Here is a 14,520-nt window from a genome sequence, read left to right on the forward strand (position 1 = left end):
AATGGATGACTAAGGTAAAGCGTTATGATGTATTTAACGATAGCAGTGCTGTGTAGCGTTGCCGTCTCTGTGTTACTTAAAATATTGCGCCAACGTGATATTGATATTCGTCAAACCATCGTTGCCGGTTATCCGGTCGCCTTTTTATTGACTTGGTTTTTATTGAAGCCAGATGTCAGTGACATGAGTGCCCTTGGCGGAGCATGGGCAATTATTATCGGCCTTGGTGTACTACTGCCTGCGGTATTTATTATACTCGGGCGCGCGATTGAGGCAGTCGGTATGGTAGCTACTGATGCCGCTCAGCGACTGTCCTTGATCATTCCTATTGTCGCCGCCTTTTTATTATTTGGTGAAGTGCTCACCGGCACACGCATTTTTGGCTTATTGCTCGGGTTTTTGGCGCTCGGGGCGCTGATTTATCGTCCGCAGCAGGGTGAGATTAGCAAACAAGCCAAACATACACCGCTATGGTTGTTTGGCGTCTGGGCAGGCTATGGCGTTATTGATATTCTATTTAAACAAGTTGCCAAGCAAGGTGCTGCCTTTCCACTGACATTATTTGTCAGTTTTGGGTTGGCAGGTCTGCTATTGTTGATTTATCTGCTCATCATGCGCGTACGCTGGCAGGGCACTGCACTTGCAGCAGGGATATTACTTGGTGCGCTAAATATGGGTAATATTTATGCTTATATTCGCGCTCATCAAGTATTGTCAGAATCGCCAAGTATCGTCTTTACTGGGATGAACGTTGGTGTAATTGCTGTTGCTACTCTTATAGGCGTTGGAGTATTTAAAGAATCACTCAACCGTATCAATATATTGGGTTTATTATTGGCGATTTGCTGTGTCGCAGTCTTGTTTTTGCCGTAGATATCTTTGGCGTAATATAGGTATGACAATAATTTTATAAATGCTTTTGCCGTTCAGTTATAGGCACATATAGCATCCTATGGTAAGGTTATCTACGAACAGTTAAACTAATATCAGCTAAAAATATCATTTGTGACACTTGACCTCAATAAATAAAATAGGATGCTCTTTCCATGGAATACCAAAAGCAATTACAACGTATCAAAAATGGTTCAGGATTTATCGCAGCCCTTGACCAAAGTGGTGGCAGCACGCCAAAAGCGTTAGAGAATTATGGGGTTATGGGCGATGCCTATGACAATGACGAAGCCATGTTTGACCAAGTGCATGAGATGCGAGCACGTATCATGACGTGCGACTGCTTTGATAATGAGCGGGTACTTGGCGCAATTTTGTTCGAAGATACCATGGAGCGCGCGGTCAATAGCAAGCCCACTGCCAACTATTTATGGGAAGACAAGCAAATCGTCCCGTTTTTAAAGGTGGATAAAGGCTTAGCAGAGCGTATGAATGGCGTGCAAGTCATGCGCCCAATGCCAAATCTAGATCTATTATTGGACAAAGCAAAAAACTATCCAGTATTTGGTACTAAAATGCGCTCCGTGATTTTTGAGCCAAGTGTTGATGGCATTGAGCTAGTCGTCCAACAGCAGTTTGACGTAGCAAAGCAAATCCTATCAAAGGGTCTAATGCCGATCGTTGAGCCAGAAATTGATATCAATAGTGAGAAAAAGCATGATTGTGAGCTGATTCTTAAAACCAGTATTTTGCACAATCTTGAGCGCTTAAATGATGAGCAACAAGTGATGCTCAAGCTGACCTTACCTGAAGAAGCCGGATTTTATCAAGAACTGATTGACCATCCAAAAGTACTTAAGGTCGTCGCATTATCGGGCGGCTATAGTCGCACGGATGCCTGTGCAAAATTGAAGCAAAACTCAGGTATGATTGCTAGCTTCTCGCGTGCCTTTACTGAAGGTTTGAGCAAGCAGCAAAGCGATCAAGAGTTTGCTGATACCATTTATACCTCGATTGATGAGATTTATCAGGCGTCGAAGGTTTAGGTTTAAATAATTTAAGTTAAAGAATAAATTATAAGTATAAAAAAAGCTTGAACCTAATTTAATTAGATTCAAGCTTTTTTGTTTTATAACTATTTACATACTAAAAAGTCGTTTGTAGGGCGATGCTCGCGCCTTGCTCATCGTAGTTATCACGCCATTCTCCGCGATAGCCCGCTGAGATCTTCATATTAGCAGTCGGACTATAGCTAAGACCGATACCAGCGATACCAATCTCGCGACCAACTTCCTGACCAACGGTCGTGAACTTGTCATTCGGCATACCAATGAAACTGGCAGTAATATCAGAATGTTGATCGCCGTTTTCAATGGCGGCTGCTAATTGACCAGTCAAAGCAAGTTTTGGCGTTAATAGTTGTGATAAACGCAGACCCGCTGTCCAGCGCATTGATTCATATTTATTTTCATCGACATTCAAGTTATAGACACCAGCACCTGTTTCTTGGTAACTATCACTTTTCGCTTGTGCGTAGTTAAATTGAGCAAATGGTGTTATATGACGCTGCTCAGTACCGACGCGATGACCAACACCCACTCCTGCTTGCAAGGTATCAACAGAGTAGTCAGAGGTAGCAACAGCATTGGTTAAGATAGATAGATTGCGTTCGCCTTTCACATCACTGCTACCAGCACCGGCATGGAAGTTTACATTCGTCGCTTCACTCGCAGCATAGTTACCGTAACCGAGAATTTGCCAGTTTTTAGCGGTCAAATCATGATCTAGATTACTGCCATCGGTATTTGCATCAGTATTGATATAAGAAACCGCAACACCTAAGTTGAGATTGCTATTAATCGGTGTATCTAACCCAACGATAGCACCATAACCTTCAGTCTCATAGCCAGTAATACCATTTTCCGCTTCATGAGTGCCGTTATTACCGATTATTTTTGCCCAAAGATTGCGCTCAAGCGTAGTTGTACGATGTTCCGTAACTGCTTCGCTAACGGCATAGTTAGTATCGGTAATGATACGATTGGTTGCACCCATAAACAATGGCTGCAATTGGTTCGCTGCTGCCGCCAGTTGAGATTGGTTAAAGTTAATGGTTGAGCTAATAAGGTCATCAGCTAAATCATTGTTGCCATTCGCTACACGATCTTGAATAGCTCTATCTAAGACGTAAGCAAGGCTTAGATCATTTCGGTTAAATTGGCTCAGTACCGATTGAGCAAAGGTGGTGTCAACAACTGGCGGTGTAACAACTGGCGGTGTAACAACTGGCGGTGTAACAACTGGCGGTGTAACAACTGGCGGTGTAACAACTGGCGGTGTAACAACTGGCGGTGTAACAACTGGCGGTGTAACAACTGGTGGTATGACAACTGGTGGTGTGACAACTGGTGGTGTGACAACTGGTGGTGTGACAACTGGTGGAACAACAACTGGTGGAACAACAACTGGGGTTATTCCCATTTTTAGATTTACAGCATTTGGATTGCTATAATCTGCATAGAAGCTTACCAGTGGGCTATTATCGCTCACAGTTCTAAATTCACCTCTGCGAGTATTTGCCTTTATGACATCTTTAATTAAATTATCTGTCTTTACTTTAGAGATATCTTCAGCATAAACATATAGGTCTCCTTCACTAATATCAATATTACCATTAACAATAAGCTTGCCATACTCATTGTTATCAATGATGCCGTTGCTATTATTATCATATACGCCAATGGTAAGTGTTTCATCTTTTGCCATTGAGTAATCACCGTTAATTTTAAGTGTACCTTCTGCCACACCTAAATCTCCAGTCCACTGCTTACTGCTCATAGAAAACTCGAGATTACCTGAGCCTGTCTTTACAAAACCGCCACCGTCCTTAAAAGAAATCTTGCCAACGTTTCCTGTAATGACTGCATTTGGATTGATGACCACATCAGTTGCAATATACTCATCAGGCTTATCAGCACTAAACACAAAAGCTTCAGTATCAAAAACGACGCCCTTATTACCTAGCTGAATAATATTGTCCTTAGTGAAATTTGCAAACAAGTTTGGTTGATCTGCTTTGATTTCAACAGTTGTACCATCTAGATAAATATCAGACTGCTTTGATGCTATATTTCGTTCTATACCTTTGACAGATAAATAGCTATCTATTCCGCTAGCCTTGAGTACACCGGAACCAGTATTACCAATTACAAGATTACCTGTTCTAAATGAGGCATTATTAATATTTAACGCCCCTTTAGCTTCTTGAGCGTTTTCACCAAAACCTCCAACGTAAGTAGTGTCGCTGATACTGACTTTACCAATACTGTCAGGCTCATTATTCACATTCAGCGTACCATTACCTTGCTGTCCTACAATCATGTTTGCACTGTTCAAACGTGATGCGCTTAGCGTGACATTTCCTACAGCGCCTTTGTTTTTTCCGATCACAATGTCATTAGAAAACGTAGATACTGAACTATCTCCTTCTAAATTCACATTCGCAACGCTATCTACACCATTAGCGATAATGATATTCTTATCAGACCGCAAACGTGAATCCGCGCTCAAAGTAACGTTAGCGACCGTACCATCGCCATTAGCGAGAATAAAATCATCTTTAGAAGATACTGAGCCATTATCTAAGTTAAGACTCCCTGAGCTACCCGTTTGATTAGCGACGATAAAATCACTATTGGACCTAACACTACCAGAAGTGGAGATTTTTAGAGCACCTTCACCTGCATCACCTATTATAATTTTGCTAGCATTAATAAATGAATGAGGTCCACTCCTGCTTGGTGTTGACACTTCAACTAGGTTATTTTTGCTACCTAATTTACTACCTACGATAAGAGCTTCTTCGATATTCACTACGCCTATATTTTTGACGGTGAAATTTCCAGTACCTTCATTTCCAACATATACGTTTTGTCTAAAAATTACATCAGCTCCGTCACCATCAATCACTACTTTACCATCACCCGTACTCTTATTCCCTATATAAGCGTCTTTGTAAATGAGAAGGGTACCAGTACCACCTGGTTCTGCATTCGGGTCATCATTTTTTAATGTGAACAAACCTTTACCAGCATCGCCAACGGTCAACGTATCATCAAGATAAAGCCGAGATTTGTCTTTAATTAAAACCTCACCATTCGCGCCTTCGTTTTGGCCAATAGTAAGTGTAAATGTGTTTAAAACCCCATCATCAACTAAGGTTAATTTACCGTTGCCATCTTTACCTACAATCGTTGGAAATTTGGCTTCTATTTCAGTACCTTTACCACTAACAATAACATCTTCCGAAATAACATAAGGGTTATCATCAATTACGTGAACCTTGCCATCATCATAGGTAACTGCCATTGCGGTTCCTGATAATCCAAGCATAGATATAGTCAGCGGGGCAAGTATAAGCTTAGTAGCAACTTGAGATTTGCCTGAGGATTTCCCGCGTGATTTAGCAAGCTCAGACACGCACTGATAAACACCTAAAGAATGATTGAAAATGACACGGTAAACATGATTCATACAGAGACCTTAAGGATAGTTATTTGTTAAGTAACACTTTATTACGTATTTAGCATTATCTTACCCTAAAATATTTTCCTGTCTATCTTTCTTTACACAATTGTTCATATTCCAAAGAGAGCCATTATCCTTCGAAATTTTCCTTTGACAAATATGATTTAGCCGCTATATCAGAAGCTTGGATAACTAATTAAATATTCACTTGTTGAATGTTATGGTCAGCAAAAAATAGATTGATTTTCGTTTTGACAAGATAGTGTTAACTTTGAATTCAAAACATAAAAACCCCTGTTAAATAAGTATTTTTTACTTAAATAGCAGGGGTTTTCTTTATATGAAAATAACGTAGTGTTAACTAATCTAAGTGCTGTCTATAAAAATCTACGCTTCTTTGCTTTTTAGTCCTTTGGCATACTCACGAACATTCTGAGTGATTTTCATTGAACAAAACTTTGGACCACACATGGAGCAAAAGTGTGCCGTCTTGTGTGCATCTTTGGGTAAGGTTTCATCATGAAATTCGCGCGCGGTATCAGGATCAAGTGCCAAATTAAACTGATCATCCCAGCGAAACTCAAAACGCGCTTTGGATAACGCGTTGTCACGTGCCTGCGCACCGGGGTGTCCTTTGGCAAGGTCAGCAGCATGAGCGGCGATTTTATAAGTGATGATGCCATCTTTGACATCTTTCTTATTCGGCAGACCCAAATGCTCTTTTGGCGTCACATAACACAGCATCGCCGTGCCAAACCAGCCAATCATCGCCGCGCCTATCGCACTAGTGATATGGTCATAACCCGGTGCGATATCGGTGGTTAAGGGTCCTAGTGTATAAAAGGGCGCATCAGCACAAACTTCAAGCTGCAAATCCATATTCTCTTTAATACGGTTCATTGCCACGTGTCCCGGACCTTCAATCATGACCTGTACGTCATGCTTCCATGCCACTTGCGTCAGCTCGCCAAGGGTACGCAGCTCACCAAACTGCGCTTCATCATTGGCATCTTGCAAGCAGCCCGGACGTAAGCCATCGCCCAAACTAAATGCCACATCATACTGTTTCATAATCTCGCAGATGTCTTCAAAATGAGTATATAAAAAGCTTTCTTTATTATGAAACATGCACCACTGTGCCATGATAGAGCCACCACGCGAGACGATACCGGTTAAGCGTCCGGCAGTTAGCGGAACGTATTCAAGCAATACGCCAGCGTGAATGGTGAAATAATCAACACCTTGCTCGGCTTGCTCAATCAAGGTGTCACGGAAAATCTCCCACGTTAAATCTTCGGCTACGCCATCGACTTTTTCTAACGCTTGATAAATCGGCACCGTACCAATCGGTACAGGTGAATTACGAATCAGCCATTCACGGGTTTCATGAATATGGTTACCAGTAGACAGATCCATGATGTTATCTGCGCCCCAACGCGTCGCCCATGTCATTTTCGAGACTTCTTCATCGATAGAAGAACCCAGCGCTGAGTTACCGATATTGGCATTAATTTTCACCAAAAAATTACGCCCGATGATCATCGGCTCAGATTCAGGATGGTTGATATTGTTAGGGATAATAGCGCGACCAGCAGCCACTTCACTGCGTACAAATTCTGGGGTGATAATCGCTGGCGTGTGCGCACCAAAAGTCTCGCCTTCGTGCTGGCGCATATCAGTCAGCTCATGCTGTTTTTGGGTTTCGCGGATAGCTATATATTCCATTTCTGGGGTAATAATGCCACGGCGAGCATAGTGCAATTGAGTAACGTTACCTACTTTCCCATCAACAGCTTTAGCACGGCGAGGCTTGTCAATATGAGCAAAGCGTAAGTTTGCAGTACTGATATCACGTGCGCGCGCCAGACCGTATGAGCTTGATAAACCAGCTAGCTGTTCGGTATCACCGCGCTCATCTATCCAACCTTCGCGTAGTTTTGGCAGACCTTTGGTCAAGTCAATCGTGGCATTGGGGTCGGTATAGACGCCTGAGGTGTCATACACATAAAACGGTGGATTTTGCTCCCACTCGGACTCGGACACGCTTTGGATAGGAGTAGGGTCTAGGGTAATCTCGCGCATTGGCACTTGAATATCAGGGCGTGAGCCTTCGATATAGACTTTGCGAGAGGCAGGCAAAATGCGATGTAGATCGCGGGCGTCTTCTTCAAAACGGGCGTCAGTTTCGCTGCGATGGGCGGGAGTTTTTAGTGCGTCTGCTTTGCTTGCTTTTACAGGGGTATGTGTGGTGGCTTGCGAGCCAATATCTGAAATAGTCATATGCTGTCCTAGCGTGTTGGTTTTTGAATAAAATCAACACCGCCAGTATCTGCGGGGCAAGCCTATCCCATATCGATAAATTCAATCACGAAACAATAATGCTATCAAAATTTATTTTGATAGCTTATCTATAAAGGATTGGTGGGCATCATTTTATTTATTGGCATACAGCAATATAAAGCGCTGCTAGATATGAACAATAATAAAAAGGCATTTCCGCGCGCCCTTTGTACGATACAACATAAGCTTAAGACTTCCCTGCGTCGGTACTAACCGCATCAGGTTCGGCGGGTGGTTTCTCAGCGACCATACGTCAACTGCATATTAAGCAGTCAATATATATCGCACCCCGAGTCTGTCAGTGTTGTGAATCTTCTTAATACTATCAAACTTCGACGACAAGTCCTAGTCATTTACCGATTTGTTAGTACCGTTTCAATATTAACTTTCTGGTGTCCAGCCCTGAGCACGCTCATAATCTTCATTATCTAAAAATTTATCACGCTGCTCAGTCAAAAATTGCTTCGCTTTTGGATCCAGCATACTAAGATGGTTTTCGTTAATCAGCATGGTTTGCTGCTCAAGCCACTCTTTCCAAGCCTTTTCAGACACGGTTTCTTGCAGTTCTTGACCTTTTTTATTCGGAAAAGGCGGATGCGGCATTTTTGGTAACTCTTGCTGATATTTGCGGCAAAAAACGGTATTGGCTTGTGGGTTAAAGGTTTCGGTCATGAATGACTCCTGTTTATAATGGCTTTTTTAATGAGGTTAATAACAAATGATATTACCTAATACTGTACCTGATTATGCTCAAAAAAACACCCGCAACAAAGGCGGGTATTTTTAATAATGAAGCGCTAATACTATTAAACAGATATTAAGCGAATAATTCCAATCGAGTACGACCACGGCTGATAGCTTGTTTAACCTGATTAGGTGCAGTGCCGCCCAAATGGTCACGTGCGGCAAGTGAGCCTTCTAAGGTCAAATACTCAAACACGTCTTCACCAATCGCATCGCTGAACTGCTGGAGTTGCGCAAGAGATAAGTCGCTTAAATCAACGCCCTCAGCAATGCCCAAAGCGACGGCATTACCGACCACTTCATGAGCATCACGGAATGCCACGCCACGGCGCACCAGATAATCCGCTAAATCAGTTGCAGTTGCATAACCTTTCATCGTGGCGGCGCGCATATTTTCTTTATTCGGCGTGATATTTGGTAGCATATCAGCAAATGCTAGTAATGAACCGGTCAAGGTATCAACACAATCAAATAGCGGTTCTTTGTCTTCTTGATTGTCTTTATTATAAGCAAGCGGCTGACTTTTCATTAGGCTAAGTAGCGTCATCAATTGACCAAATACGCGTGCGGCTTTACCACGAACCAACTCTGGTACATCAGGGTTTTTCTTTTGCGGCATGATAGATGAGCCGGTACAAAAGCGATCAGGAATCTGCACAAAGTTAAATTGCGCTGACATCCAAAGAATAATCTCTTCGCTCATGCGTGACATATGCATCATTAAAATAGATGCTGCAGAAGTAAACTCGATGGCAAAATCACGATCTGATACCGCATCTAGCGAGTTCTGGCAAATACCTTCGAAACCTAATAGCTCAGCGGTAATGGTACGGTCAATTGGAAAAGTCGTACCAGCAAGTGCCGCGCTACCAAGCGGCATTTGGTTAATGCGGCGACGGGCATCGACTAGGCGCTCGGTATCACGGTATAGCATTTCAAACCATGCCATGACATGATGACCAAAGCTGACCGGCTGCGCGGTTTGCAAATGGGTGAAACCTGGCATGATGGTATCAGTATGTTGCTCAGCCAAATCTAGCAAGCCACTTTGCAAGCGCACCAATAGCGCAATGATATTATCGGTCTCTTCGCGTAACCAAAGACGAATATCAGTCGCCACTTGGTCATTACGGCTGCGACCCGTATGCAGCTTTTTGCCTACCGCGCCCACGATATCGGTCAGGCGCGATTCGACGTTCATATGCACATCCTCTAACGCAATCGACCAGTTAAACTCACCGGCTTCGATTTCGCGTAGCACTTGATGCAAACCATCAATGATCGTTGCAACGTCATCAGCTTCCAAGATACCGCATTCTCTGAGCATGGTCGCATGGGCAATTGAGCCTTGAATATCGTGGCGGGCAAAGCGCTGGTCAAAGCCAACCGATGCGGTAAAGGCTGCCACAAAGCTGTCGGTCGCTTCACTAAAGCGTCCTCCCCACATCTGCTGACCCTGACTACTAGTAGTAGGGCTGTTCTGTGCGGCAGCGTTTGTTATAGAAGCATCTGTGCTAAACTCAGAAGCAGATGAATTTTTATTTGAATCGGGATTACTAAGGTTTGAAGAATTGGCGTTCATATCAGTCTAAGACAAGTCAAGAGAATAAGAACTCAAGTATAGCAAATGATGAGGTTGCCTTACTAGCGGAGCGCTTAGAGTTTTTTATACCCAAGCTCATGGAAATCATGAAACCTTGGCAATGGCTGCTGGTAATATTTTTTTGGTCGCTTTTTTTAGCGATTGTCGATCGTCATAGCGTTGTCAATGAAACACAATTTGCCATAAAAATGACGGCAAGATTTATCCAAACCACCTTAACACTACTGCCTTCCTTTTATCTCATTGACTATCTACGCCCTGTTTTTAAACGTATGCGTACATTGAAGGTGAGCTTATATGTTCTGTTCATCATTACTATCAGTGCCATTATCACGTTGATACTGGTTCTATTATTGATGATCAATACAGGCGCCTTTACCTTTACTCTCACTGCTTTTATTTCAACCGTTATCTTTAATACTTTAATTATTGCAGGATTTACTATTACGGGATTGCTGATCTTTTTACGTCGTTATCGTGAGATGACGGCGTTGAAGCAATCGTTTGAAAAAAAGCTTGCCGCACAAAATGATGTATTAAAAGCGCGTCTGGCACCGCATTTCTTTTTTAATACCATTAATACCTTGATGTCACTGATTGAGACCAATCCTTCTCGCGCTGCTGATTTATTACAACACGTTTCAGTATTATTTCGTGCCAGCTTTAATGGTGCGCGCGAGATCAGTTTTGCAGAAGAGGTGGCACTTTGTGAGCATTATTTGGCCATTGAGACGATTCGATTGGCAGACAAGTTGGTAGTAAGTTGGCAGCTGCCTGATGAAAATATCATGTATGACATGGTCATCACCGCTTTGAGTTTACAGAGCGTGATTGAAAAAATGCTGCTGAATGTGGTTGAGAGGAGCACTGAGACTGTATATATCGATATTCATGTCACGTGGCTGCAGCACCGTGTGGCAATCACCATTAACGTGCAATTACCTAAAAATAGTTTAATGATCCATCATGATTTGCGCCAGCATATGGATTTTCATATTCAAGCGCAGCGCTTACAAGCGTATTTTGGTCAGAGTGCAGATATCCAAAGTAAGGTGACAAGCAAACAGATTATGACCACTATCGATTATCCGCTACAGGACGTTAGCTTATAGCTTTTTTAACCGTGGCATATTTATTGCAGCATTTATTATATCGCACGAATAGTATGGACAGATGATAAGTCTGATTAAGGTAAATCTATTATCAAAAACCATTATTTCCCTATACTAAATGATAGGTTATAAGTGCTAATATATTATTAATATTTTTAAATATATGTTCAAAGTATGCCCTTGAAAGGAGCTTGCATGCGGATCGTAGTTTGTGATGATGAACCATTAGCTCGTGAACGTTTGGTTAGGATTGTTAAAGAGTCAGGTCATGAGGTGGTTGCCCAAGCAAAGACGGGTATCGAAGCCATTAGTGCCGTAAAATCTCAGCAGCCAGACATCATATTGCTAGATATTCGTATGCCTGAGATGGATGGCGTACAGTGTGCGCAAGAGCTTGCTAAGCTGCAACATCCGCCCGCAATCATCTTTGTGACGGCCTATGATCATTATGCCATTGCCGCTCTAAAAGCCAATGCTATTGGTTACTTGCTAAAGCCTGCCAATAAAGATGAGTTGCTCGAAGCCCTAGAAAAAGCCACCAATCTCAATGCTGCGCAGCTCAATGAGATTCGTAAACTTGAAAGTCCAACGTCTCGTCCAGTGCGCGAACATATTGCAGCGCGTACCCATCGCGGTGTTGAGCTGATAAAACTCAAAGACATCTACTATTTTACGGCAGATCAGAAGTACGTCAAAGTACGGCACAAGGATGGCATCGTGCTCATTGATGACACCTTAAAAGAGCTTGAGCAAGAGTTTGAAGACAAGCTGTTCCGGGTACATCGTAACGCTATCATCAATATCAAATATTTAGATTTTTTAGAGACTTTAGAGGCTGGCCAATATCAGTTACATTTTAAAGGAATTGATGAGACTTTGGCAGTGAGCCGCCGCCATTTACCAGGGCTGCGCGAAAAGATTCAAAACATCTAAGTATGCCTCACTTTGTCTTCTAAAATAATCACGCCATATCATCAAACCCTTATTTATGCTTAAATAGGGGTATTTTTTTTGCATTATTATCGTTATAAACCATTTTTATGCCCCATCTTGGTCGAAAAACTCACATTATCGTCGAGCAATGACCGTTTAGTATTAAAATTATTGAGGCCTTTTATGAGCACCATGCAGCAACCTGCTTTGACTACCTTAAATATCGCTACGCGCCAGAGCCCACTGGCATTATGGCAAGCTGAGCATATTCGTAATCGATTACTAGCTTTGTATCCTGAGATGACAATTAATCTGCTAAAAATCGTCACTAAAGGTGACAAAATTTTGGATACGCCACTGGCTAAAATTGGTGGGAAAGGTTTATTTGTTAAAGAGCTTGAGCAAGCACTGTATGACAAGCAAGCAGATATCGCGGTGCACTCACTCAAAGACGTGCCAATGGATTTACCAGAAGGGTTGACGCTAGGCGTTTATTGCAAACGTGCTTCACCAACCGACGCTTTTGTATCGAATACTTATCATAGTATCGATGAGTTGCCACAAGGGGCGGTAGTCGGTACTGCAAGTTTGCGTCGTCAGTGTCAAATCAAAGCTTATCGTCCCGATTTGCAAATTAAAACCCTACGCGGCAATGTCGGCACGCGACTAAGCAAGTTAGATGCGGGCGAGTATGATGCGATTATTTTGGCGACTAGTGGTCTAAAGCGCATTGAGCTTGATGCACGTATTCGTAGTGAGTTGGATATCAATATTTGCTTGCCAGCGGTTGGGCAAGGCGCGTTAGCGATTGAATGTCGTGAAGATGATGCTGACGTATTAAAATTATTGGCACCACTCAATGACGACAAAGCCCGTATCCGCTTAATCGCTGAGCGCGCATTAAATCGTCATCTGCAGGGCGGTTGCCAAGTACCTATCGCCGCTTATGCTGTATTACAAAAGGCAGAGGCATTGGCTGCTGATAATGATAGCAATTATAATGATAATGACAATGGTAACAACGATGCTGGCGATACCTTATGGCTGCGCGGTCGCGTTGGTCAAGAAGATGGTAGTGAGCTGCTTAAGGTGGACAAGCGCCAGACGTTGATGGGCAGTCAAGCTGAGCAAGAAGCCCAAGCAAACCAGTTGGGTATCGAAGTTGCTGAGATGTTATTACAAGCAGGTGCTGGTGAGATTTTATCAGCGATCTATCATCCTGAGTAATAGCTAGTCTGTATAACACTGGATCACCATTATCAACTCAGTCATAGAGTTATCATGGTTTAGATGACTCTATGATGGTGCTAACTCTATTTGCTTTTTTCACGGTATATTTATGTCTTGGTCATCATCTAAGTCCACGGATTCAAATCAACCAATTAATACGCCATTATTGCTGCCGCAACTTGTCATCAATACGCGCCCAGTCGAGCGTGCCGCCCCACTGACGCGACATTTACAAGCGGCAGGTATGTCGGTTGTTGATATGCCGATGTTGACACTGCAACCGCGTTTGACCACTGATAGTGATATGATACTGATGCGCCAGTGGCTAGCAGGCGAGTATCAAGCATTGGTCATCGTTAGCCCGACAGCGGCAGCCTCAGGTTTGGCTATTTGGCAGTTGCTTGAGCGTGAGCACCAAGCTAATGGCGCGACTGATAAAGCAGTAGAGGCTATAGAAGGTAGCTCTAATATTTCAGTAGCGCCAAGCCATCTGATTGCGGTTGGTGAAGCGACTGCTGCTGTGTTAAATGAGGCAAAGTTATCAAACGCCAGTTATCAAGTACTGCAGCCTGTTATTGCTAATAATGAAGGTATGCTGGCGATGCCTGAGATTGATAGCCTGCAGGCGGGGGATAAGCTACTCGTGTGGCGAGGTCTTGGTGGACGACGATTATTGGTTGATACTTTGCAAGCGCGCGGTGTGCATATCGATAGCATTGCTTGGTACGAGCGCAAAATGCCTATTGATGCCATGATGCAGTATCAGCAATGGCTACAAGATTTCAATAATCGAAATGCGACCGTTGGCATAACCGCGTCACAGCAAGGAAAACCCATTGTCATTGTAAGTAGTGGTACCGCATTTGAGCATTGGGAAAGTATCGTTCAGGCTGCCAAAACATTCGATGTAGCAGCAGAACACCAAGTAATGTCAGTCAATGCGCCACTTAAACTATCAGACTTTTCTTATGTGGTATTGGGTGAGCGCTTAGCCAATATGGTTGCTGAGCAAAATTTAAGTTATTGGCGCGTAGAGGATTTGGCACCAGAAACCATTCTCACTGCTATTAAGACAACCAGTTTATAATATTTAACATATAGTAAATTTGAGATAAAAAAGAGACGTTTAGCGTAACGTGC

The 14,520-nt window shown here is 42.9% G+C and carries 10 protein-coding genes and 1 riboswitch; of the genes, 6 read left to right on the forward strand and 4 right to left on the reverse strand.

Translation table 11 applies throughout. The annotated features are described in order from the left end of the window. Positions 1–24: 24 nt before the first annotated feature. Both H0262_RS00910 and H0262_RS00915 read left to right on the forward strand, forming a co-directional pair. On the forward strand, positions 25–873 hold the full coding sequence (locus H0262_RS00910; RefSeq protein ID WP_181209357.1) for an EamA/RhaT family transporter: 849 nt from the start codon (positions 25–27) through the stop codon (positions 871–873). Positions 874–1,046: 173 nt separating this feature from the next. Further along, positions 1,047–1,937: a fructose bisphosphate aldolase gene (locus tag H0262_RS00915; protein WP_181209358.1), complete on the forward strand. Its 891-nt coding sequence runs from the start codon at positions 1,047–1,049 to the stop codon at positions 1,935–1,937. Positions 1,938–2,037: 100 nt separating this feature from the next. On the opposite strand, the gene H0262_RS00920 is transcribed toward H0262_RS00915, so the two are convergent. The 4 genes from H0262_RS00920 to argH form a co-directional block, all read right to left on the reverse strand. Then, positions 2,038–5,424: an autotransporter outer membrane beta-barrel domain-containing protein gene (locus H0262_RS00920; RefSeq protein WP_181209359.1), complete on the reverse strand. Its 3,387-nt coding sequence runs from the start codon at positions 5,422–5,424 to the stop codon at positions 2,038–2,040. A gap of 381 nt (positions 5,425–5,805) precedes the next feature. Next, positions 5,806–7,698: a phosphomethylpyrimidine synthase ThiC gene (gene thiC / locus H0262_RS00925; protein WP_259275371.1), complete on the reverse strand. Its 1,893-nt coding sequence runs from the start codon at positions 7,696–7,698 to the stop codon at positions 5,806–5,808. Positions 7,699–7,936: 238 nt separating this feature from the next. After that, a riboswitch (TPP riboswitch) is annotated at positions 7,937–8,060 on the reverse strand. Positions 8,061–8,139: 79 nt separating this feature from the next. Beyond that, entirely contained in the window at positions 8,140–8,430 is a 291-nt protein-coding gene (locus tag H0262_RS00930) for an oxidative damage protection protein (RefSeq protein ID WP_011512469.1), read from the reverse strand. A gap of 145 nt (positions 8,431–8,575) precedes the next feature. Continuing rightward, positions 8,576–9,949, reverse strand: a complete 1,374-nt coding sequence (gene argH, locus H0262_RS00935; protein ID WP_133104072.1) for an argininosuccinate lyase — start codon at positions 9,947–9,949, stop codon at positions 8,576–8,578. A gap of 116 nt (positions 9,950–10,065) precedes the next feature. On the opposite strand from argH, the gene H0262_RS00940 reads away from it, so the two are divergent. From H0262_RS00940 to H0262_RS00955, 4 genes are all read left to right on the forward strand, one after another. Next, positions 10,066–11,217, forward strand: a complete 1,152-nt coding sequence (locus H0262_RS00940; protein WP_181209360.1) for a sensor histidine kinase — start codon at positions 10,066–10,068, stop codon at positions 11,215–11,217. 195 nt (positions 11,218–11,412) lie between these two features. Continuing rightward, positions 11,413–12,150: a LytTR family DNA-binding domain-containing protein gene (locus H0262_RS00945; RefSeq protein ID WP_181209361.1), complete on the forward strand. Its 738-nt coding sequence runs from the start codon at positions 11,413–11,415 to the stop codon at positions 12,148–12,150. Positions 12,151–12,333: 183 nt separating this feature from the next. Further along, positions 12,334–13,377 (forward strand): hydroxymethylbilane synthase, encoded by a 1,044-nt coding sequence (gene hemC, locus H0262_RS00950; protein ID WP_181209362.1) that lies wholly within the window; start codon positions 12,334–12,336, stop codon positions 13,375–13,377. Positions 13,378–13,489: 112 nt separating this feature from the next. Further along, positions 13,490–14,467 carry a uroporphyrinogen-III synthase gene (locus H0262_RS00955; protein ID WP_011512474.1) on the forward strand — a complete coding sequence of 326 codons (978 nt, stop codon included), beginning with the start codon at positions 13,490–13,492 and terminating at the stop codon, positions 14,465–14,467. The last annotated feature ends 53 nt before the right edge of the window (positions 14,468–14,520 follow it).

Origin of the sequence: Psychrobacter sp. D2, assembly GCF_013608135.1 — a bacterium.
Classification (GTDB): Bacteria; Pseudomonadota; Gammaproteobacteria; order Pseudomonadales; family Moraxellaceae; genus Psychrobacter; species Psychrobacter cryohalolentis.